We start from the raw sequence: 21,007 nt of genomic DNA, 5'->3' as shown, positions 1-21,007 counted from the left end.
ACCGACAACACAGCCACGGACAACACAGCCGCCGACGGCGAAGGGGCACGGCGAGAACGCCGTGCCCCTTCGAACGGAAGCGATGCCTACAGGCCGTACTTCTCCCGGGCTTCCTTCACCGCGGTCGCCTTGACCTCGCCGCGGCGGGCCAGCTGGGCCAGGGCCGCAACGACGACCGACTCGGCGTCCACACCGAAGTGGCGGCGGGCCGCCTCACGGGTGTCCGAGAGACCGAAGCCGTCGGCGCCCAGCGAGGAGTAGTCCTGCTCGACCCACTGCGCGATCTGGTCCGGGACCTGGCGCATGTAGTCGGAGACGGCGAGCACCGGGCCCTCGGCGCTCTGGAGCGCCTGACGGACGTACGGCAGCCGCTCCTCGCCGCGCAGCAGGGCCTCGTCGGCCTCCAGCGCGTCCCGGCGCAGCTCGGTCCAGGAGGTCGCGGACCACACGTCGGCGGCCACGCCCCATTCCTCGGCGAGCAGCCGCTGGGCCTTGAGGACCCAGTGGATCGCCGTACCGGAACCCAGCAGCTGGATCCGCGGGGCGTTGGCCACGGGGGACAGCCCGGCCGACTCCGCCGTGTTGAAGCGGTACAGGCCCTTGACGATGCCCTCGTCGACGCCCTCGCCGGACGGCTTGGCCGGCTGCGGCATCGGCTCGTTGTAGACGGTGAGGTAGTAGAAGACGTTCTGGTCCTCGCCCGGGGCCGCCTCGCCGTACATCCGGCGCAGGCCCTCCTTCACGATCGCCGCGATCTCGTAGGCGAACGCCGGGTCGTACGACAGGGCGGCGGGGTTGGTCGCCGCGATGACGGGGGAGTGCCCGTCGGCGTGCTGGAGGCCCTCACCGGTCAGGGTGGTCCGGCCGGCCGTGGCGCCGACCAGGAAGCCGCGGCCGAGCTGGTCGCCGAGCTGCCACATCTGGTCGGCCGTGCGCTGCCAGCCGAACATCGAGTAGAAGATGTAGAACGGGATCATCGCCTCGCCGTGCGTCGCGTACGACGTCGAAGCGGCGATGAAGTCGGCCATCGAACCGGCCTCGGTGATCCCCTCGTTGAGGATCTGGCCGTTCTTGGCCTCCTTGTAGTACATCAGCTGGTCGCGGTCGACCGGCTCGTACGTCTGGCCCTTGGGCGAGTAGATGCCGAGCGACGGGAACAGCGACTCCATGCCGAAGGTGCGCGCCTCGTCGGGGACGATCGGCACCCAGCGCTTGCCGGTCTCCTTGTCGCGGACCAGGTCCTTGACGAGCCGGACGAAGGCCATCGTGGTCGCCACGTTCTGCGAGCCCGAGCCCTTGTCGAAGGAGGTGAACGTCTTGTCCGCGGGGGCGGGCAGCGGGGCGAGCGCGTGGGTGCGGCGGGCCGGGGCCGGGCCGCCGAGGGCGGCGCGGCGCTCCTGGAGGTAGCGGACCTCGGGGGAGTCGGCGCCCGGGTGGCCGTAGGGCACCACGCCGTCGACGAACTGGCTGTCCGAGATGGGCAGTTCGAGCAGGTCCCGCATCGACTTGAACTCGTCCACCGAGAGCTTCTTCATCTGGTGGTTGGCGTTCTTCGACGCGAAGCCCTCGCCGAGGGTGTGGCCCTTGACCGTCTGCGCCAGGATGACCGTCGGGGCGCCCTTGTGCTCGACGGCCGCCTTGTAGGCCGCATACACCTTGCGGGCCTCGTGGCCGCCGCGGGAGAGGTGGAAACACTCCAGGATCTTGTCGTCGCTCAGCAGCTTCGCCAGCTCGACGAGCGCCGGGTCCGAGCCGAAGAAGTCCTGGCGGATGTAGGCGACGTCGCGGGTCTGGTACGTCTGCACCTGGGCGTCGGGTACCTCGCGCAGGCGGCGTACGAGCGCGCCGGTGGTGTCGAGCTGGAACAGCTCGTCCCAGGCCGTGCCCCACAGCGTCTTGACGACGTTCCAGCCGGCGCCCCGGAACTGGGCCTCCAGCTCCTGCACGATCTTGAAGTTCGCGCGGACCGGGCCGTCGAGGCGCTGCAGGTTGCAGTTGATGACGAAGGTGAGGTTGTCGAGCTCCTCGCGGGCGGCGAGCCCGAGGGCCGCCGTCGACTCGGGCTCGTCCATCTCGCCGTCACCGAGGAACGCCCACACGTGGGACGCGGAGACGTCCTTGACGGCGCGGTTGGTGAGGTAGCGGTTGAAGCGCGCCTGGTAGATGGCGGACAGCGGGCCGAGGCCCATCGACACCGTCGGGAACTCCCACAGCCAGGGCAGCCGGCGCGGGTGCGGGTACGACGGAAGGCCGCCGCCGGCGGACTCGCGGCGGAAGTTGTCGAGGTGCGACTCGTCCAGCCGGCCGTCGAGGAAGGCGCGGGCGTAGATGCCGGGAGAGGCGTGTCCCTGGATGTAGAGCTGGTCGCCCGAGCCGGGCGACTCCTGGGATTCCTTGCCCTTGAAGAAGTGGTTGAAGCCGGTCTCGTAGAGCCAGGCCGCGGAGGCGAAGGTGGCGATGTGGCCGCCGACGCCGTGTTTCGCGCCGCGGGTGACCATCGCGGCCGCGTTCCAGCGGTTCCACGCGGTGATCTTCCGCTCCATCTCCTCGTCACCGGGCACGGACGGCTCGGCGGCGGTGGGGATGGTGTTGACGTAGTCCGTCGCGAGCAGCTTGGGCAGCGTGATGCCGTTGCCCTCGGCACGCTCCAGCGTGCGCCGCATCAGGTACGCGGCACGGTGCGGCCCGGCCGCCTTGGTGACCGCGTCCAGGGAGGCCTGCCATTCGGCGGTCTCCTCCGGGTCCCGGTCGGGGAGCTGGTCGAGCGCGCTCGGCTGGATGGCGTGGGGGTCGGTCATGTCGCCGCCTTCCTCAGTCGAAGGGGGTTCCCTATGGGGTTATCGGGGGTGCCCTTGGTCTTTGGCAGGACAGGGCGAGGGCCTCGGTAAGGCCCGCGGTGACTCTAACTCCCTGATCGATGATCGATCAAAGGGTTGAGGGGTAAAACTTCTTGATAACGAGAAAGTCGGCACGCGGTGCCTTTCGGGCAGGCACGCCGTGCCGGGTCTTTCGGGGGGTTTTCGCAGGTGAGCAGGGGTGTGCTCGGCTGCGTCAGGCCCGTGGCGCGCACCCCAGTACGTGCGCTTTCACCAGCTCCGCGATCCTCGGGTCCCGCCTCCGGAACGCCTGCACCAGTTCCTCGTGCTCCTCCGCGTACGACTGCTGCACCGTCCCCAGCCAGCGGATCGACAGGGCCGTGAACACCTCGATGCCCAGGCCCTCCCAGGTGTGCAGCAGCACCGAGTTGCCGGCCGCGCGGACCAGTTCCCGGTGGAAGCCCACCGTGTGCCGCACCTGGGCCGTGCCGTCGGCCTCCCGGTCGGCCTCGTACAGGGCGAAGACATGCGGCTCCAGCGCCGAGCAGTCCTCCGCCAGCCGCACCGCCGCCAGCTCCGCCGCGATCGCCTCCAGACCGGCCCGGACCGGGTAGCTCTCCTCCAGGTCGGCCGCCGTCAGGTTCCGCACCCGCACGCCCTTGTTCGGCGCGGACTCGATCAGCCGCAGCGACTCCAGCTCGCGCAGCGCCTCCCGCACGGGTGTCTGGCTGACCTCCAGCTCGGTCGCGATCCGCCGCTCCACGATCCGCTCGCCCGGCTGCCAGCGCCCGCTGACGATCCCCTCCACGATGTGCTCGCGGATCTGTTCGCGCAGCGAGTGGACGACGGGCGCGGTCATGAGAGCTCCTTAGGGAGGGGCCGCCCCTCGGCCCCTGGCGCGTTTGACGTTTAGACAATAAGGCCGCGGGCTCGTCCGGAAGGGGCGCACAGGGGCGCTTCAGTGCAGGTGAGACAAGGCTTACACGCCCTCAGCTGGGCGTCTTCGCCGAGACGGGAAAGCGGTGCCCCCGCCCGGAAACTCCGGACGGGGGCACCGTACAGCTGCCGCTGGGGGCTACAGGCCGAGCTCGACCTCGAACTCGCCCGCCTCCAGGATCGCCTTGACCGCGGTCAGGTAACGGGCCGCGTCGGCGCCGTCCACCAGACGGTGGTCGTAGGAGAGGGTCAGGTACGTCATGTCGCGGACGCCGATGACCGTGCCCTCCTCCGTCTCGATGACGGCCGGACGCTTGACCGTGGCACCGATACCGAGGATCGCGACCTGGCCCGGCGGCACGATGATCGTGTCGAAGAGCGCACCGCGCGAACCGGTGTTGGAGATGGTGAAGGTCGCGCCGGACAGCTCGTCCGGAGTGATCTTGTTGGCGCGGACCTTGCCCGCGAGCTCCGCCGTGGCCTTGGCGATACCGGCGATGTTGAGGTCGCCGGCGTGCTTGATGACCGGGGTCATCAGGCCCTTCTCGGAGTCCACCGCGATACCGACGTTCTCGGTGTCGAAGTAGGTGATGGTCCCCTCGGCCTCGTTGATCTTGGCGTTGATGGGCGCGTGCGCCTTCAGCGCCTGGGCCGCGGCCCTGACGAAGAACGGCATCGGGGAGAGCTTCACGCCCTCACGGGCCGCGAACGCGTCCTTGGCCCGGGCGCGCAGCTTCATCAGGCGCGTGACGTCGACCTCGACGACCGACGACAGCTGCGCCTGCTCGTGCAGCGCCTTGACCATGTTGTCGCCGATGACCTTGCGGATGCGCGGCATCTTGACGGTCTGGCCCCGGAGCGGGGAGGCCTCCAGGCTCGGGGCCTTCTTGGCGGCCGGAGCCGGGGCGGCGGCAGCGGCCGGAGCCGGAGCGGCCGCGGCGGCCTTCGCGGCCTCGGCGGCGGCGACGACGTCCTGCTTGCGGATCCGGCCGCCGACGCCGGTGCCCTTGACGGTGGCCAGGTCGACGCCGTTCTCGGCGGCGAGCTTGCGCACCAGCGGGGTCACATAGGCGCCGTCGTCACCGGAGGTGGCGGCGGGAGCCTGCGCGGCCGGCGCCGGAGCCGGCGCGGGAGCGGACGGGACCGGATCGGGAGCCGGGGTGGTCTGCTGCTGCGGAGCCGGAGCCGTGGGCGCCTGCGGGGCCGGAGCCGGAGCCGGAGCCGGAGCCGGGGCCGGAGCCGCGGGAGCGGCCGGGGCGGGAGCCGGAGCAGGGGCCTCCGCAGCCGGAGCCGGGGCCGGGGCCGGAGCGGGGGCCGGGGCGGCGGGGGCCGGTGCAGCGGCCGGAGCCGCGCCCGGGGCGCCGATCACGGCCAGCTTGGCGCCGACCTCGGCGGTCTCGTCCTCGGCGACCGTGATCTCCAGCAGCACACCGGAGGTGGGCGCCGGGATCTCGGTGTCGACCTTGTCCGTGGAGACCTCGAGCAGCGGCTCGTCGGCCTCGACGGAGTCGCCGACCTCCTTCAGCCACCGGGTGACGGTGCCCTCGGTGACGGACTCGCCGAGCGCGGGCAGGACGACGTCCGTGCCCTCGGCGGAGCCGGCGCCGGTGGCGGCCTCGGCGGTGGGAGCGGGCGCCGGGGCGGCCTGCTCGGTGGACGGGGTGGCCTGCGGAGCCGGCTCGGGAGCGGGCTCCGCGACGGGCTCTGCGGCCGGGGCCGGGGCGGCAGCGGGGGTGCCCGTGCCGTCGTCGATGACGGCCAGCTCGGCGCCGACCTCGACGGTCTCGTCCTCGGCGACCTTGATGGACGCAAGGACACCGGCGGCGGGCGAGGGGATCTCGGTGTCGACCTTGTCGGTCGAGACCTCGAGCAACGGCTCGTCGGCCTCTACGCGCTCACCCTCGGCCTTCAGCCAGCGGGTGACGGTGCCCTCGGTGACGCTCTCGCCGAGCGCCGGAAGGGTTACGGAAACCGCCATGGTTTCGGTTGCTCCTTACGAATTGCGGAAGTCTGTGTTCGTCGCGGAGTCGCGTTGTCGACCGAGGGTCAGTCGTGCGCGTGGAGAGGCTTGCCGGCCAGGGCCAGGTGCGCCTCGCCCATCGCCTCGTTCTGGGTCGGGTGGGCGTGGATGAGCTGCGCGACCTCGGCGGGCAGCGCCTCCCAGTTGTAGATCAGCTGGGCTTCGCCGACCTGCTCGCCCATGCGGTCGCCGACCATGTGGACGCCGACCACGGCACCGTCCTTGACCTGGATGAGCTTGATCTCGCCCGCGGTGTTGAGGATCTTGCTCTTGCCGTTGCCCGCGAGGCTGTACTTCAGAGCGACGACCTTGTCCGCACCGTAGATCTCCTTGGCCTTGGCCTCGGTGATGCCCACGGAGGCGACCTCGGGGTGGCAGTACGTCACCCGGGGGACACCGTCGTAGTCGATCGGAACGGTCTTCAGTCCGGCCAGACGCTCCGCCACCAGGATGCCCTCGGCGAAGCCGACGTGCGCGAGCTGGAGGGTCGGGACCAGGTCACCGACGGCGGAGATGGTCGGAACGTTGGTGCGCATGTACTCGTCGACCAGGACGTAGCCGCGGTCGATGGCGACGCCCTGCTCCTCGTAGCCCAGGCCCTGGGACACAGGGCCGCGGCCGACGGCCACGAGCAGGACCTCCGCCTCGAACTCCTTGCCGTCGGCGAGGGTGACCTTGACGCCGTCCTGGGTGTACTCGACCTTCGAGAAGAAGGTGCCCAGGTTGAACTTGATGCCGCGCTTGCGGAACGCGCGCTCAAGAAGCTTGGAGGAGTTCTCGTCCTCGACCGGAACGAGGTGCTTCAGGCCCTCGATCACGGTGATGTCCGCGCCGAAGGACTTCCAGGCGGAGGCGAACTCGACGCCGATGACACCGCCGCCGAGGACGATCGCCGACTTCGGTACGCGGTCCAGCACGAGGGCGTGGTCGGAGGAGATGACCCGGTCGCCGTCGATCTCCAGGCCCGGCAGCGACTTCGGCACGGAGCCGGTCGCGAGGAGCACGTGGCGGCCCTGGACGCGCTGGCCGTTGACATCGACGGAGGTCGCGGAGGACAGACGTCCCTCGCCCTCGATGTACGTCACCTTGCGGGAGGCGATGAGCCCCTGCAATCCCTTGTACAGGCCCGCGATGACGCCGTCCTTGTACTTGTGGACGGCCGGTACGTCGATGCCCTCGAAGGTGGCCTTCACACCGAACTGCTCGCTCTCGCGGGCCTGGTCGGCGATCTCGCCCGCGTGCAGCAGGGCCTTGGTGGGAATGCAACCCCGGTGCAGGCAGGTACCGCCGACCTTGTCCTTCTCGATCAGGGCGACGTCCAGGCCCAGCTGCGCCCCGCGCAGGGCCGCGGCGTAACCACCGCTACCACCGCCGAGGATCACTAGGTCGAAAACGGTGCTGGCGTCGTTCGCCACGTCACGTCCTCCATGCATGTGCGCCACGCCGGTCTCCAGTGACCGGTCGGCGGCTGGTGTCCGGCCGCTCGTTCTTCGGCCCTTCGGGTGGGGCCCTGTCCTGCCGAGCCCCATCTTCGCACCTGTCGCCGGTGAAAGGGACGCCGGGCCGGGCTGTGAGACGCACCACGCTCACTTGAGAGCGCACCGAGCTGTCGGGCGACGGGGGCCCCGCACCACCCGCGTGCGGGGCCCCGGCGACGGAACTCAGCCCAGATCGCCCGCCGCGGTCAGCTCGGCCAGCCGAACCAGCGTGCGCACGGCCGTGCCCGTACCGCCCTTGGGCGTGTATCCGAACGGGCCGCCCTCGTTGAACGCGGGCCCCGCGATGTCGAGGTGCGCCCAGGTGATCCCCTCGCCCACGAACTCCCGCAGGAACAGGCCGGCGACCAGTCCGCCGCCCATCCGCTCACCCATGTTCGCGATGTCGGCGGTGGCGGAGTCCATCCCCTTGCGCAGGTGCTCCGGCAGCGGCATCGGCCACGCCGGCTCACCCACCTCCTCGGCTGCCTCGTGCACCGCGGAGCGGAACGCGTCGTCGTTCGCCATGACCCCGAACGTCCGGTTGCCCAGCGCCAGCATCATCGCGCCGGTCAGCGTCGCCACGTCCACGATCGCGTCCGGCTTCTCCTGCGACGCCGCCCACAGCGCGTCGGCCAGGACCAGCCGGCCCTCCGCGTCGGTGTTGAGCACCTCCACCGTCTTGCCGCTGTACATGCGCAGCACGTCACCCGGCCGGGTCGCGGAGCCCGACGGCATGTTCTCGGCCAGCGCCAGCCAGCCGGTGACATTGACCTCCAGGCCGAGCCGCGCGGCGGCGACGACCGCGGCGAAGACGGCGGCCGCCCCGCTCATGTCGCACTTCATCGTCTCGTTGTGACCGGCCGGCTTCAGCGAGATGCCGCCCGAGTCGTACGTGATGCCCTTGCCGACGAAGGCGAGGTGCTTCTTCGCCTTGGAGGAGGTGTACGACAGCTTCACCAGCCGCGGACCCGCCGCCGATCCGGCGCCGACCCCGAGGATGCCGCCGTAGCCGCCCTTGACGAGGGCCTTCTCGTCGAGCACCTGCACCTTGATGCCGTGCTCCTTCGCCGCGGTCTGCGCGACGGCGGCGAACGCCTCCGGGTCGAGGTCGTTCGGCGGCATGTTGATGAGGTCGCGGGCGCGGTTGAGCTCCTCGACCACGGCGGTGGCACGGTCGAGCGCCGCCTTGTACTCCCGGTCGCGGGGCTTGCCGCCGAGCAGCGCGGCCTCGGCGAGCGGCGCCTTGCCGTTGCCGACCTTGCTCTTGGCGCCCGCGGTGTCCTTGTACGCGTCGAAGCTGTACGCCCCGAGCAGTACGCCCTCCGCGACCGCGCCGGCGTCGGCGGCGTCCGCGAGCGGCAGCGCGAACGCGGCCTTCTTGATGCCCTTGAGCGTGCGGGCCGCGACACCGGCGGCCTTGCGGAGCGCCTCCGCGTCGAACCCGGCGTCCTTCTCGGGCTCGGCGCCCAGGCCCACCGCCACCACGAGCGGCGCCTTGAAGCCTGCCGGTGCGGGCAGCTTCGTCACCTCGCCCTCGGCACCGGCGGCGCCGAGGGTCTCCAGGACGCCTGCGAGTTTGCCGTCGTACGCCTTGTCCACAGCCTCAGCGCCCGGTGCGACGACCGGGCCTTCGGCACCCTTGGCAACACCGATCACGATCGCGTCGGCCCGCAGGCCGGGCGCCGCGGCGGTGCTGAGAGTGAGAGCAGTCACGGTGGTGAAATCTCGCTTCCGTTGAAGTGTGCTGTGGCCGAATACGGGTGGGTCGACCGGGCCCGACAAGCGACCCTAGAGCCCCCCTGCGGAACGGTCTCTACCGGGCGGGCAAAGCCCCGGCACGAGCCTACGCTCGGGGCCGCATCCGCTCACACGGGTCCTCCGCTGTGAAACCGCACGAGGGCCCGGGGGGAACGTACCGGCCCGGTAGATCATCCTTGGGGGTACGTTGCCGCATACCCTGGAGCCCGCCCGGTGAGACGCCCCATCCTGTTCGCAGCCCTGCTACTGCTGCTGACGGCCTGTACGACGGCCCCCGGCAAGGACGCCGACCGGCAGACCGGCGACCGCTGGCGGCCGCGCCCCTCAGTGGCCTGGCAGTGGCAGCTCAGCGGCCGTGTCGACACCGGCGTCGACGTCCCGGTCTACGACATCGACGGCTTCGACCAGCCCGAGGCGACGGTCGCCGCGCTGCACGACGAGGACCGCAAGGTGATCTGCTACCTCTCGACCGGCGCCTGGGAGGACTGGCGGCCCGACGCCGACAAATTCCCCAGGTCGGTGCTGGGCAAGGGCAACGGCTGGGAGGGCGAGCGCTGGCTCGACATCCGCCGCACGGACGTTCTGGAGCCCCTGATGGCGGCCCGTATCGACATGTGCCGCGACAAGGGCTTCGACGCGGTGGAGCCGGACAACATGGACGGCTACCGCAACCGCAGCGGCTTCCCGCTGACCGCAACCGACCAGCTCCGCTACAACCGCCTGGTCGCGAAGCTCGCCCACGACCGCGGTCTGGCCGTGGGGCTGAAGAACGACCTCGACCAGATCCCGCAGTTGGTGGCCGACTTCGACTTCGCGGTCAACGAACAGTGCGCCCAGTACGAGGAATGCGACGACCTGAAGCCCTTCATCACCGCGGACAAGGCCGTCTTCCACGTCGAGTACGAACTGCCCACCCGCCGCTTCTGCGCCGACTCCCGCCGCCTGAAGCTGAGTTCGATGCTCAAGAAATACGAACTGGGGGTGTGGCGCGAGGCCTGCTAGTACCCCAGCGTCAGCACCACGAGCGCGGTGGTGGCCGCGGTCTCGGCGAGCCCTCCGAACACGTCACCGGTCACTCCGCCGAACCGCCGGGTGCAGTGCCGCAGAAGGAGTTCGGCGAGCCCGACGGCGATGACGACCGCGAGTGCCGTGCGGAGGATGTCGTACGTCCCGAGGAGCGCCCCCGCGCCGGCCGCGGCCACGACGGTGACAAGGCCGGTGATCAGGGCGGCGCTCGCCGGGACCACGCCCGCGACCGCCGCCCCCAGCCCCTCCGGCCGGGCGGCCGGCACCCCGGCGCGGGCCGCCAGGGTGAGCGCGAGGCGGGCGGTGGTCGCCGAGACCACGGCGGCCACCGCGCCCCGGGCCCACGAGTCGCCGTACAGCTGCGACACCGCGGCCACCTGCGCGAACAGGACGAGGACGAGGGCGATCACCCCGAAGGGCCCGATGTCCGACTGCTTCATGATCCGCAGGGCGTCCTCGGCGGGCCTGCCGCTGCCGAGGCCGTCCGCCGTGTCCGCGAGCCCGTCGAGATGCAGGCCCCGGGTGAGGACGGCGGGCACCGCGACGGTGGCGACGGCGGCGAGGAGGGGCGAGGCACCGAGGACGAGCAGCAGGAGCCCGACGACGGCGGAGAGGCCGCCCAATACCACTCCGACCAGGGGAGCGCAGAGCATCCCGCCCCGGGCGGCCTCCCGGTCCCAGCGCTTCACCGTGACGGGGAACACACTGAGGGTGCCGAAGGCGAAACGGAAACCGTCGAGCGGCAGGGCTATGGACACCCCGGCAGAGTAGGGCCTGCCCGGCGGATCATGTCTCCGCGCTCATCGGCCCGGACCCGAGGTGATCCGAACGACACCCCTCGCCCGGACGCCACATCCGTCAGGCGGCCCTGTCCGCTCCCCGGAAGACTGGGGGGATGGGGCACTGGCTGAACCGCAACATCGTCGAACCGGGCAAACTCCCGCTGTTGCTGGCCCTGACCGCGTTCATCCTCACCTTTGTGATCACCCGGGTCGTCACGCGCATGATCAGGGCGGGCAAGGGTCCCTTCGGCAACGTCAGCGCCGGGGGAGTGCATATCCATCACGTGGTCCCCGGCGTTTTCCTCACCGTCGTCGGCGGCTTCGGCGCGGTCGCCAGCAGCCGGTACGGCTTCGGTTCCGCGGCCTTCGCGGTCGTCTTCGGTATCGGCGCGGGCCTGGTCCTGGACGAGTTCGCGCTGATCCTGCACCTCGACGACGTCTACTGGACCGAGGCCGGCCGCAAGAGCGTCGAGGTGGTGGTGCTCACGGCGGCCCTGGTCGGCCTGGCCCTCTCCGGGTTCTTGCCGTTCGGCGTCAACGACATGTCCCAGGAAGAGCTCCAGGACCGCGGCAGAGTCATCTTCACCGTGGCGGGCAACTTCCTCTTCGCCCTGCTCGTGCTGAGCAAGGGCAAGGCCCGGATGGCGATCTTCAGTGTGATCATCCCGCTGGTCGGCCTGGTCGGCTTCATGCGGCTGGCCCGCCCGGGGTCCCCCTGGGCCAAGCGCTTCTACCGGCGCCGCCCGCGGGCCCGCGCGAAGTCGATCCTGCGTGACTACCACCACGACCGACGCTGGGCGGGCCCCAGCCGCAGACTTCAGGACTTGATCGGCGGCAAGCCCGACCCGGTGGTCGCCCGCCGGTGACGCAGGGCGGACACCCCGCACAGCACCAGGACCACCACGATGGCCGCCAGATGTTCCTTGCCGGCCAGGTTCTCCTTCACCGCCACCTCGACCACCATCGCCGCGATCACCCCGCCCGCGGTGACGTAGGCGCCGTAGCGCCACCCCAGGAACACCGCGAGGCCCACCACGGCCGCCGACGGGCCGGTGTCCACCACGTACGCGTCCGAGCCGGGCAGACCCAGCAGGTGGTCGGGGCCCAGTCGGATGCCCAGGCGCGCGTACAGGGTCCCGGCGAGCGTGGCCGCGTAGGCCAGGGTGAGCGTCCGCCACCGGCCCAGACAGATCTCGGCGATCCCGAACACCAGCAGGATCTGCGCCAGGGCGCCCCAGACGGGCAGGTCAAGCGCGGGCACGAACAGGGAGAGGGGAGTGCGCAGCAGCGCCTGCCACAGGGGGTCCTCGGCGCGCACGGCCCCGATGTCCTGCACGAACCGGTAACCCCACGACTGGTTCTGCGCGTACTGCAGCAGCGCCGTCAGACACACCGCCCCGATCGTCATCGGGACCGCCCGCCACCCGCGCCGGAGCAGCGGCTCGCGCACGGTGACGTACAGCAGCCCCCATTCGGCGCGCGCCCAGCGGGTGAGCGTCTTCATCCGGTGGTCCTCGTCCCCGTGAGTCCCGGCAGTCCCGACAGTCCCGGCAGTCCTGACAGTCCCAGAAGTCCCAGCAGTCCCGGCACCTCCAGGAAGCCCTCCGCGCGCGCCGACGCGATGCCGATGCGCGGCAGGTCCGCGCTCTTCTCGAAGAGCAGGAACCGCGGCTCCCAGATGGGCCGGTACTTGGCGTTGGCGCGGTACAGCGACTCGATCTGCCACCAGCGCGAGAAGAAGCTGAGCAGCGACCGCCACAGCCTCAGCACCGGTCCGGCACCCAGACGTGCGCCACGTTCGAAGACCGCACGGAACATGGCGAAGTTGAGCGAGACCTGGGTGACCTGGATCTCGTGGGCGCGGCGCAGGAGTTCGATCACCATGAACTCCATCAGGCCGTTGCCGCAGTCCCGGTCGCGCCGCATGAGGTCGAGGGACAGCCCGTGCGGCCCCCAGGGCACGAAGGACAGCAGAGCCCTCAACTCGCCCCGGGCGTCGGTGCACTCGACCATCACGCACCGCCCGTCGTCCGGGTCCCCGAGCCTCCCCAGCGCCATGCTGAACCCGCGTTCGGTGGCCCCGTCCCGCCAGTTGTCGGCGCGTTCCAGCAGACACGTCATCTCGTCGGCCGGAATGTCCTCGTGCCGTCGGACGCGCACCTCGTACCCTGCCCGGCCGACCCGGTTGTGGGCCTGCCGCACGGACCGCATGGCCCGTCCCTCCAGCGTGAACTCGGCCACCTCGACGATCGCCTCGTCGCCGAGTTCGAGGGCGTCCAGACCGTGCCGGGCGTAGACGGTCCCCGCCTCCTCGCCCGCGCCCATCACCGCCGGGATCCAGCCGTGCGCCCGCGCCTCGGCGAGCCAGGGCTCGATCGCGCCGGGCCAGGCCTCCGGGTCGCCGAGCGGATCACCGGAGGCCAGCGACACCCCGCCGATCACCCGGTACGCCACGGCCGCCTTGCCGGTCGGCGACCAGACGACGCTCTTCTCCCGCCGTAACGCGAAGTACCCGAGCGAGTCCCGCTCGCCGTGCCGTTCCAGCAGCGCCCGCAGCCGTCTCTCGTCGTCCTCGGTGAGCGGGTCCACGGCCCACCGGGAGCGGAAGGCGGCATACAGGACGGCGAGGACGAGGGCCGTGCTGAGCACGTTGACGACGACGTTCACCCAGTTCGGCGGGGCGATCCCGGAGAAGTGGGACTCGTCGGCGGCGACCGAGACCAGCCGCAGGGCGCCGTAGCGCCAGCGCTCCGCGAAGGTGGACGGGCCGGGCGCGTCGTTGGTGACCGTCACCAGCAGCGCGGCGAGCAGCGAGGACACCAGCAGGCCGCCGACCGCGACGGCGGCGGCGAGCTTCGGGTTGGACCGGTCGCCCTTGGCGTAGAACTCCCGTCGTCCGATCAGCAGCGCGGCCACGAAGGCGGCGGTGAGGACGAGCGAGATCCAGTTCTGGGCGTACTGCCGCACCTCCGGGAACGCCATGGCCGAGGCGAGCAGCGGCAGGAACGGCCCGGCCAGCGCGAGGTTCAGGATCCAGGCCGCCCGCTTCCGCCGCCGCATGGTGATCGCGAGGAACGCCGTGAACACACCGGAGGCGAAGCCGGCGGTCAGCAGATACGGCGTGAAGTAGTTCTCCTGGTTGTGGCGCCGTACGTCCTGCCCCAGGGAGACCCACACCGCACTGAGGAAGTTGACGAACGCGACGGCGCGCAGGTACCACACGGCGAACTTGGCGGCCCGCCGCGAAGCGGCCGTCGACCGCCGGTCCGCCGTCCCGTGCCGACCGGGGGTACTCGGTTGGGCTGTCGTGCCCGGTGGGGCCGTTGTGCCCGGTGGGGTGCGGGGCCGGTCCTGTTCCGTGGCAATTCGGACATCTCCCATGAACGGGGATCATGCCCGTTTTCCGCCGTTGTGACGCTCAGCCACGACGGGATCCGGCCGCGGCGGCGTGGTCCGGCGGCGTGGTCCGACGGTGCGGTCGACGGCGTGGTCGGCTGCGCCGAACCGGCCGGAGGCTACGCCTCCTTCTCCGGCGCCCCGTCCGTCGTCGGCACGCCGTCCTTGTCCGGCACGCTGTCCTTGTCGAGGCCCGCGGAAAACTCGGGCTCCCCGTCCTTTTCGAGGGCCCCGGAAACCTCGGAGCCCCCGGAAATCTCAGGCTCCCCGTCCGCCTCAAGCTCCCCGGAGTCCTCCGGCTTCTCAGAAACCTCCGGCTTCTCAGGAAGCTCCGCGGCCAGCGCCGCCGCGGCCTGTACCAGCGGCAGCGCCAGCAGCGCCCCCGCGCCCTCCCCGACGGTCACACCGTGATCCAGCAGAGGCTCCAAGGCCATCCGGTCCAGCGCCTTCGCCTGCCCCGGCTCCCCGCTGCTCTGCCCGGCCAGCCACCAGTCCGGCGCCCGGAACGCGATCCGCTGTCCCACCAGCGCGCACGCGGCCACCACGACCCCGTCCAGGATGACCGGCAGCTTCCGCACCGCGCTCTGCAGCAGGAACCCGGTGATCGCGGCGAGGTCGGCGCCGCCCACCGTCGCCAGTAGTCGCAACTGCTCCCCGAGCACCGGCCGGGCCCGCCGCAGCGCGTCCCGGATCGCCGCGCACTTGCGCATCCACGCCAGGTCGTCGATCGCCTGACCGCCCCGCCCGGTCACCACGGACGCGTCGGTCCCGCACAGCGCGGCGATCAGCACGCCCGCCGCCGTGGTGCCGCCCACGCTCACATCGCCGAGCACCACCAGATCCGTACCGGAGTCGGCCTCCTCGTCGGCCACCGCCACCCCGGCGAGGAAGGCGGCCTCCGCCTCCTCCAGGGTCAGCGCGTCCTCGATGTCGATACGCCCGCTGCCGCGCCGCACCCGGTGCCGCGTGACCTCGCCGGGCAGGGCCTCCGGCGGGCAGTCCAGCGCCATGTCGACCACCCGCACCGGCACCCCGAACCGCCGCGCGAGCACCGACACCGGACGGCCGCCCTCCAGGACCTCCCGCACCAACTCCGCGGCGGTGCCCGCGGGTCGTGCCGAGACGCCCAGTTCGGCGATCCCGTGGTCCCCGGCGAACAGCACGACCCGCGGGTGTTCGATCGTGCGTACCGGCACGGCGGACTGCGCCCCGGCCAGCCACTCACCCAGTTCGTCGAGGCGGCCCAGTGCTCCGGGCGGCACGATCTGACGTTCCCGGCGCGCCTCGGCGTCGCGGCGCACACCACCGTCGGGGCGCTCGATCAGATCGGTGAAGTCGTCGAGATTAAGCGAGCTCATTCGCCGAACAGTACCGGCCGCGATCGAACAGGACGGCGCCATATCGCCACGACGACGGGGCGACGTCGTTGCGCTCCAGAACGTCATCCCATACGTTCCGTTTTGCAGCGGATTGTCGTACGTCTCCAGGAGTCGCCCATGTCCGTACCGTCCGCCCTCTCCGCGCGGCGCCTGCGCTCCACCGCCCAGGTGATACTGCCGTTCCCCGAGCCGGAGAGCTGGCTGGACGTGGGCACGGGCGACGCCCGTTTCCCGGAGACGGCGAAGGAACTCTTCCCCTACACGTCCTTCGACGGCCTGGACGCCACCCCCCGGGTCGAGCAGGCCCGCCGCGCCGAGCGCGTCGAGGAGGCCCACGTGGGCCTCCTGACGGACCCGCAGATCAGGATGCGGCTGCGAGCCCGCTACGACGTGGTCAGCATGCTCCACCACCTGCCGTACGCCCCGGACCCCCGCGAGGAACTCCACGCGGCCGTGGCCGTCCTGCGTCCCGGCGGCCACCTCCTGCTCGAAGCCGCCGACCCGCAGTGCGCGTTCGCCGAGCTCCTCGGTGAACGGTGGCTTCCGCGGGCCCGCCGGCTGCGGCTGCTGTCCCTGGACGACCTGTGCACGGAACTGACGTCCCAGGGCTGCACGATCGTCGGGACGGACCGCCGGGCCGCGCACCTCCCCCACGACCTGTCGGCCGCGCTGTCCCTGTGCCTGCCCAGGTTCCTGCCCTCGTGGTCGACCAGACCCCCGCTGGCCGCGGCGAAGGCGCTGGACCACGCCCTGGCCCCGCTGCTCCGGCTCACCCGCTTCTCGAACACCTACCGGCTCATCGCCCGCCGCGAGGCGTCAGCCCCGTAGCACCAGCGCCTGACCCGCCACCACCAGCAGGACCTGCTCGCACTCCCTCGCGAACGCCGCGTTCAGCCGCCCGAGTTCGTCCCGGTAGCGCCGCCCTGACGCGGTGGCCGGGACGATCCCCGAGCCCACCTCGTTCGACACGGCGACCACGGTCCGCCCGGTGGCGCGGACCGCCTCCGTCAACTCCCGCACCCGCGCCCGCAACGCCCGTTCGCCGCCGTCGGCCCACTGGGCGTCGTCCCACGCCCCGACGGAGTCCATCGCGTCCGTCAGCCACAGCGACAGACAGTCGACCAGCAACGGCGGCCCGTCGTCCTTCAGCAGCGGCACCAGGTCACACGTCTCGGCCGTACGCCACGACCCGGGCCGCCGTTCCCGGTGCGCGGCGACCCGGTCCGCCCACTCGCTGTCCTCGCTGCGGGAGCCGCCGGTCGCGACATACAGCACGTCCGGAAAGGCCTCCAGCCGCCGCTCGGCCTCCACCGACTTCCCCGACCGGGCGCCGCCCAGCACCAGCGTCCGCCGCGGCACATCCGGTACGTCCTCGTACACGCCCACCGCCAGAGTCGTCCCGTCCGGCACCGCCCGCGCCCCCGCCGCGGCCAGCCGTCGCCGCATCTCCGGCCCCGGCGGCGCGTCGTGGTCGAGGTGCACGGCGATCACGTCCGTCGTGGGCCCGACCGCCCCCACGGCCCGCAGCCGCGCCAGGGCGTCCGGCCGTCCCACGACATCGGCGAGCACCATGTCGTACGGGACGGTGGCACCCGACTCCAGTCCGGCGGGCGCACCCCCGGGCGGCAGGTACAACAGCCGCTGCCCGCCCGGCCCGGCCACCGCGTACCCGGTGCCCGGCGCGTCCAGCGCCACCGCCCGCACCCGATGCCCCGTCAGCAGCGCCAACTCCCGCCCGTCCGGCACCCGTCCGGGCCGCGGCAGGCCCGCCGGAACCTCGACCGCCGGCCCGTCGTGCGGATGCGACAGCAGCACCTGCCGTACCCGGCCCAGCGAATGCCCCGCCCGGGCCGCCGCGAACGCCGCCCCGGGCGTCAGATCGAGCAGCAACGCCCCGTCCACGAGCACCGCGGTCGCCGCCCTGGCGGCCACCCCGAGGGCGGTGGCACAGACAGCACAGGGACAGTCGGGGCGGGGGAGCCCCGCAGGGGCGCCGGTACCGAGCACAGTTGCTTCCACGGCCCCGATTCTCGCCGGTCGCCGCTGGTCGTGCGCGCCCGAGTCCCCCGGAGGCGCGGGAGCCACCACCCCCACCAGCCCTCACCGGTACCCATGGGCCGGCACCGACCCGCACCGGCCGCAGATCACGAACCTCCCCCCGTTCTTCACAGCTGACCCAGCGGAGCGAATAGGCTGCGGAGAGGAGCCGGACCAAGATCCGGCTTCTGCTCTGCTCGTGCTCAGACGTGGGAGGCGTACATGGCGGCATGGACGTGGCGATTCGAGAAGGCCGACGGGGCGGAGGTCCAGCCCGCGGTGCAGCCCGAGGAATTCACCACGCAGGGGGACGCCGAGTCCTGGCTCGGGGAGTACTGGAAGGACCTGCTGGCCGGTGGCGCCGAGCAGGTACGGCTGTTCGAGGACTCCACGGAGATCTACGGGCCGATGAGCCTGCGCGCGGCAGAAGAGGCGTAGCGGGGACAGGGGCGGCCGTGCGCCGGTCGCCCCGTCTCACCGCGGGCCGGTGTCACATCCCCGGCGGCCCGAGTGGGCTCAGCCGCGCACTCCGCACAGATGCAGCAGGGCCGCCACCCCGCGATACGGATCCGAGCGCCCGGCCCGTTCCTCGACCGCGAGCAGGTCCGTCAGGTCGGCCGGGACCTCCGCCCCGTCGGCCACCGTGTCCGTGAAGACGCGTACGCCGTACCAGGCCTGCAAGGGTGCCCCGATGCCGGCGAGCGTCGCGGTCAGCGTCTCCAGCCGGTCGGCACGCACGTCGAGGCCCAGCCGGTTCTGGTAGGCGGTGGTGTCGAAGGCGGTGAGCGCGGCGGCCCAGTCCCCGGACAGTCCCGGTCGCATCGCCAGCGCGTTGCCGTTGCGCACGAGGAGGGACAGCAGCCCGCCCGGGGCGAGCATCCGGGCCAGCCCCGCCAGCAGCGGATCCGGCTCCTCGACGTACATCAGCACGCCGTGGCACAGCACCACGTCGAAGCTGCCCGGCAGGAAGTGCACCCCGGTGTCCCGGCCGTCGCTCTCGACGAGCCGCACCCGATTTCGGATCCCCTCCGGCTCGACGGCGAGGGCCTCCCGGGCGACAGAGATCATCTTGTGGTCCTGCTCGACCCCGGTGACCTTGTGCCCGGCCCGGGCCAGCCGCAGCGCCTGCGTGCCCTGCCCCATCCCCACGTCGAGCACCCGCAGCCGCTGCCCGACCTTGAACCGCCCGGCTATCTGCTCGTCGAGCTGCCGGGCCACCAGCTCCTGTCGTACGACATCCCGCGGCCCGCCCAGCCTGGTCAGCCAGGCATCCGCCGCGCCCCCGGTGAACGGCGTGGTGCTCAGGGCCGCTCTCCACGCTTGACCTGCGGCTTCGGCAGCCGGAGTCGACGCATCTGGAGGGAGCGCATCAGCGCGTAGGCGACCGCGCCCTTGCGGTTCTGGTCCGGGAAGCGCTCGGCCAGCGTCTTCTTCATACGGAAGCCCGTGAGGATCGAGTCGAGCACGATCAGCACGATCACGACCAGCCACAGCAGCAGCGCGATGCTCTGCAGCGAACCCACCCGCACCATGCTCAGCACGAGGATGACCACGGCCATGGGCAGGAAGAACTCCGCCACGTTGAACCGCGAGTCGATGTAGTCGCGGGCGAACTTGCGCACGGGGCCCTTGTCACGGGCGGGCAGGTACCGCTCGTCGCCGGTGGCCAGCGCCTGGCGCTGCCTGTCCATCTGCGCCCGGCGATCGTCGCGCTGGCGCTTGGAGGCCTCCTTGCGCGACGTCGGCGTGTTGGCCACGCTGCGGCGCACCGACTGGGACTCACTCCGCTTGGGGGTGGGCCGGCCCTTAGGGGCCTGCGGGTCTCGGGTCTGCTTGGAGTCGGTCAGCGACGCCTTGTCGGCGGCGGGGGCCTTCTCATCCTTCGCGCGGCTACGGAACACAAAACCCAAGGGTACGGGGTGCGAGGGTGTGGACCCCAGCCAGGTGGGGAACGATCCGGCAACACCAGTCGTCTGTACAGGCGACAGATGGGGACGTCGGTGACCCAGTACTCACTCGGTGACCCGGTGCTCACCCTGAATGTCACCTACTCCTTACGCGGGAGCGGGGCCTGGCGCAGTCGTCCTTGGGGATGAGCGCATCAGTCCCTGAACAGTGCGGTAATGGATGCAGGGCCCGTACTGTGGGTTCTGTCGCAGCAGCTGAGCTGGAGTCCGTCAGAAGGGGGCGCGCGAAGCCCATGAGCGGTGTCATGAAGCGTATGGGGATGATCTTCCGCGCGAAGGCGAACAAGGCCCTTGACCGGGCCGAGGACCCGCGCGAGACCCTCGATTACTCGTACCAGAAGCAGCTGGAACTGCTGCAGAAGGTGCGCCGTGGAGTCGCCGACGTGGCGACCAGCCGTAAGCGTCTGGAACTGCAGCTGAACCAGTTGCAGTCGCAGTCGTCCAAGCTGGAGGACCAGGGCCGCAAGGCGCTGGCGCTGGGCCGCGAGGACCTGGCCCGTGAGGCGCTCTCCCGTCGCGCCGCGCTCCAGCAGCAGGTGACCGACCTGGAGACACAGCACTCCACGCTGCAGGGTGAGGAGGAGAAGCTCACTCTGGCGGCCCAACGGCTCCAGGCCAAGGTCGACGCCTTCCGCACGAAGAAGGAGACGATCAAGGCCACGTACACCGCGGCCCAGGCGCAGACCCGGATCGGCGAGGCGTTCTCCGGCATCTCCGAGGAGATGGGCGACGTCGGCCTGGCCATTCAGCGCGCCGAGGACAAGACCGCGCAGCTCCAGGCCCGGGCGGGCGCGATCGACGAACTCCTTGCCTCCGGCGCCCTCGACGACCAGTCCGGCATGCACAAGGACGACATCCAGGCCGAGCTGGACCAGCTCTCCGGTGGTACGGATGTAGAGCTGGAGCTGCAGCGCATGAAGGCGGAGCTGGCCGGTGGCACGTCCGGGCAGCAGGCCATCGAAGGTGGCACGAGCCAGCAGCAGTCCCAGCAGCAGCCGCAGGACACCCCGCGCTTCGACAAGAAGTGACGGGCAGTGGCAAGCGGTGACAAGTGGTGATGAACAGTAGGGCCCACGCCTGAGGAGGGCGACATGATCGTACGGATCATGGGGGAGGGGCAGGTGAGGCTGGCCGACGGCCACCTCACCGAGCTGAACAAGCTGGACGACGAGCTCCTGGCCGAAATGGAGAACGGCGACGGCCCCGGCTTCCACCGCACCCTGGAAGCCCTGCTGTCCAAGGTCCGCGAACTGGGCGAGCCGCTCCCGGACGACTCCCTGGAACCCTCGGAACTCATCCTCCCCTCGCAGGACGCGACCCTGGAGGACGTACGGGAACTACTGAGCGACGACGGACTGATCCCGGGCTGAGCCTCCCCCAGGCTCCGCGCCGGCATCTGACGCGGACAGGAA

At 71.4% G+C, this 21,007-nt stretch carries 18 protein-coding genes; 6 read left to right on the top strand and 12 right to left on the bottom strand.

All coding sequences use genetic code 11. The features are described from left to right. Positions 1–86 precede the first annotated feature (86 nt). The 5 genes from aceE to AB0H86_RS24240 all read right to left on the bottom strand — a co-directional run bounded on the left by aceE (position 87) and on the right by AB0H86_RS24240 (position 8,963). Complete coding sequence (aceE, locus tag AB0H86_RS24260; protein ID WP_362442358.1) at positions 87–2,798, bottom strand: pyruvate dehydrogenase (acetyl-transferring), homodimeric type; 2,712 nt, start codon at positions 2,796–2,798, stop codon at positions 87–89. 253 nt (positions 2,799–3,051) lie between these two features. Continuing rightward, entirely contained in the window at positions 3,052–3,675 is a 624-nt protein-coding gene (locus AB0H86_RS24255) for a GntR family transcriptional regulator (RefSeq protein WP_362442355.1), read from the bottom strand. A 216-nt stretch (positions 3,676–3,891) separates the two neighbouring features. Beyond that, a complete protein-coding gene (sucB, locus tag AB0H86_RS24250; RefSeq protein WP_362442353.1) occupies positions 3,892–5,730 on the bottom strand; it encodes a 2-oxoglutarate dehydrogenase, E2 component, dihydrolipoamide succinyltransferase in 1,839 nt (612 codons plus the stop codon). Positions 5,731–5,798: 68 nt separating this feature from the next. Beyond that, positions 5,799–7,187, bottom strand: coding sequence for a dihydrolipoyl dehydrogenase (gene lpdA / locus AB0H86_RS24245; protein WP_362442350.1), 1,389 nt, complete (start codon positions 7,185–7,187; stop codon positions 5,799–5,801). A gap of 246 nt (positions 7,188–7,433) precedes the next feature. Further along, complete coding sequence (locus AB0H86_RS24240) at positions 7,434–8,963, bottom strand: leucyl aminopeptidase (RefSeq protein ID WP_362442347.1); 1,530 nt, start codon at positions 8,961–8,963, stop codon at positions 7,434–7,436. Positions 8,964–9,221: 258 nt separating this feature from the next. Here AB0H86_RS24240 and AB0H86_RS24235 point away from each other — a divergent pair, with 258 nt between their 5' ends. Further along, on the top strand, positions 9,222–10,010 hold the full coding sequence (locus AB0H86_RS24235) for an endo alpha-1,4 polygalactosaminidase (protein WP_362442344.1): 789 nt from the start codon (positions 9,222–9,224) through the stop codon (positions 10,008–10,010). Here the strand turns inward: AB0H86_RS24235 and AB0H86_RS24230 are convergent. Then, positions 10,007–10,792 (bottom strand): adenosylcobinamide-GDP ribazoletransferase, encoded by a 786-nt coding sequence (locus AB0H86_RS24230; RefSeq protein WP_362442341.1) that lies wholly within the window; start codon positions 10,790–10,792, stop codon positions 10,007–10,009. The genes AB0H86_RS24235 and AB0H86_RS24230 overlap by 4 nt on opposite strands. Positions 10,793–10,929: 137 nt before the next feature. Between AB0H86_RS24230 and AB0H86_RS24225 the strand changes: the two genes are divergently transcribed. Beyond that, entirely contained in the window at positions 10,930–11,682 is a 753-nt protein-coding gene (locus AB0H86_RS24225) for a hypothetical protein (RefSeq protein ID WP_362442339.1), read from the top strand. On the opposite strand, the gene AB0H86_RS24220 is transcribed toward AB0H86_RS24225, so the two are convergent. The 3 genes from AB0H86_RS24220 to cobT form a co-directional block, all read right to left on the bottom strand. Next, positions 11,634–12,320, bottom strand: coding sequence for a hypothetical protein (locus tag AB0H86_RS24220; RefSeq protein WP_362442336.1), 687 nt, complete (start codon positions 12,318–12,320; stop codon positions 11,634–11,636). The genes AB0H86_RS24225 and AB0H86_RS24220 overlap by 49 nt on opposite strands. Next, positions 12,317–14,197, bottom strand: a complete 1,881-nt coding sequence (locus AB0H86_RS24215) for a phosphatidylglycerol lysyltransferase domain-containing protein (RefSeq protein ID WP_362442333.1) — start codon at positions 14,195–14,197, stop codon at positions 12,317–12,319. The genes AB0H86_RS24220 and AB0H86_RS24215 overlap by 4 nt, the downstream gene beginning before the upstream one ends. A gap of 134 nt (positions 14,198–14,331) precedes the next feature. Further along, positions 14,332–15,570: a nicotinate-nucleotide--dimethylbenzimidazole phosphoribosyltransferase gene (cobT, locus tag AB0H86_RS24210; protein ID WP_362442330.1), complete on the bottom strand. Its 1,239-nt coding sequence runs from the start codon at positions 15,568–15,570 to the stop codon at positions 14,332–14,334. A gap of 138 nt (positions 15,571–15,708) precedes the next feature. On the opposite strand from cobT, the gene AB0H86_RS24205 reads away from it, so the two are divergent. After that, positions 15,709–16,419 (top strand): methyltransferase domain-containing protein, encoded by a 711-nt coding sequence (locus tag AB0H86_RS24205; RefSeq protein ID WP_362442327.1) that lies wholly within the window; start codon positions 15,709–15,711, stop codon positions 16,417–16,419. On the opposite strand, the gene AB0H86_RS24200 is transcribed toward AB0H86_RS24205, so the two are convergent. Further along, positions 16,408–17,610 (bottom strand): bifunctional adenosylcobinamide kinase/adenosylcobinamide-phosphate guanylyltransferase, encoded by a 1,203-nt coding sequence (locus AB0H86_RS24200; RefSeq protein ID WP_362442324.1) that lies wholly within the window; start codon positions 17,608–17,610, stop codon positions 16,408–16,410. The two genes, AB0H86_RS24205 and AB0H86_RS24200, sit on opposite strands and share 12 nt — an antisense overlap. Before the next feature lie 240 nt (positions 17,611–17,850). Between AB0H86_RS24200 and AB0H86_RS24195 the strand changes: the two genes are divergently transcribed. Beyond that, entirely contained in the window at positions 17,851–18,066 is a 216-nt protein-coding gene (locus AB0H86_RS24195) for a hypothetical protein (RefSeq protein WP_362442321.1), read from the top strand. A gap of 78 nt (positions 18,067–18,144) precedes the next feature. Here AB0H86_RS24195 and AB0H86_RS24190 read toward each other — a convergent pair whose 3' ends face one another. Both AB0H86_RS24190 and AB0H86_RS24185 read right to left on the bottom strand, forming a co-directional pair. After that, on the bottom strand, positions 18,145–18,846 hold the full coding sequence (locus AB0H86_RS24190; protein WP_362442318.1) for a methyltransferase domain-containing protein: 702 nt from the start codon (positions 18,844–18,846) through the stop codon (positions 18,145–18,147). An 83-nt stretch (positions 18,847–18,929) separates the two neighbouring features. Continuing rightward, positions 18,930–19,568, bottom strand: coding sequence for a DUF3043 domain-containing protein (locus tag AB0H86_RS24185; RefSeq protein WP_362442501.1), 639 nt, complete (start codon positions 19,566–19,568; stop codon positions 18,930–18,932). Between the two features lie 287 nt (positions 19,569–19,855). Between AB0H86_RS24185 and AB0H86_RS24180 the strand changes: the two genes are divergently transcribed. Together AB0H86_RS24180 and AB0H86_RS24175 are read left to right on the top strand one after the other, a co-directional pair. Next, a complete protein-coding gene (locus tag AB0H86_RS24180) occupies positions 19,856–20,623 on the top strand; it encodes a PspA/IM30 family protein (protein ID WP_362442498.1) in 768 nt (255 codons plus the stop codon). Positions 20,624–20,686: 63 nt separating this feature from the next. Next, entirely contained in the window at positions 20,687–20,965 is a 279-nt protein-coding gene (locus AB0H86_RS24175; protein ID WP_362442315.1) for a hypothetical protein, read from the top strand. Positions 20,966–21,007 lie beyond the last annotated feature (42 nt).

Origin of the sequence: Streptomyces sp. NPDC050997 (genome assembly GCF_040660135.1) — a bacterium.
Taxonomy (GTDB): Bacteria; Actinomycetota; Actinomycetes; order Streptomycetales; family Streptomycetaceae; genus Streptomyces.
This window is presented reverse-complemented; position numbering and strand designations above follow the sequence as displayed.

What these genes read in the sequence shown, in the direction of transcription:
- aceE (WP_362442358.1), bottom strand. Translation starts at nt 2,798, where the DNA reads ATGACCGACCCCCACGCCATCCAGCCGAGCGCGCTCGACCAGCTCCCC.
- AB0H86_RS24255 (WP_362442355.1), bottom strand. Translation starts at nt 3,675, where the DNA reads ATGACCGCGCCCGTCGTCCACTCGCTGCGCGAACAGATCCGCGAGCAC.
- sucB (WP_362442353.1), bottom strand. Translation starts at nt 5,730, where the DNA reads ATGGCGGTTTCCGTAACCCTTCCGGCGCTCGGCGAGAGCGTCACCGAG.
- AB0H86_RS24225 (WP_362442339.1), top strand. Translation starts at nt 10,930, where the DNA reads ATGGGGCACTGGCTGAACCGCAACATCGTCGAACCGGGCAAACTCCCG.
- AB0H86_RS24220 (WP_362442336.1), bottom strand. Translation starts at nt 12,320, where the DNA reads ATGAAGACGCTCACCCGCTGGGCGCGCGCCGAATGGGGGCTGCTGTAC.
- AB0H86_RS24215 (WP_362442333.1), bottom strand. Translation starts at nt 14,197, where the DNA reads ATGGGAGATGTCCGAATTGCCACGGAACAGGACCGGCCCCGCACCCCA.
- cobT (WP_362442330.1), bottom strand. Translation starts at nt 15,570, where the DNA reads ATGAGCTCGCTTAATCTCGACGACTTCACCGATCTGATCGAGCGCCCC.
- AB0H86_RS24205 (WP_362442327.1), top strand. Translation starts at nt 15,709, where the DNA reads ATGTCCGTACCGTCCGCCCTCTCCGCGCGGCGCCTGCGCTCCACCGCC.
- AB0H86_RS24195 (WP_362442321.1), top strand. Translation starts at nt 17,851, where the DNA reads ATGGCGGCATGGACGTGGCGATTCGAGAAGGCCGACGGGGCGGAGGTC.
- AB0H86_RS24180 (WP_362442498.1), top strand. Translation starts at nt 19,856, where the DNA reads ATGATCTTCCGCGCGAAGGCGAACAAGGCCCTTGACCGGGCCGAGGAC.
- AB0H86_RS24175 (WP_362442315.1), top strand. Translation starts at nt 20,687, where the DNA reads ATGATCGTACGGATCATGGGGGAGGGGCAGGTGAGGCTGGCCGACGGC.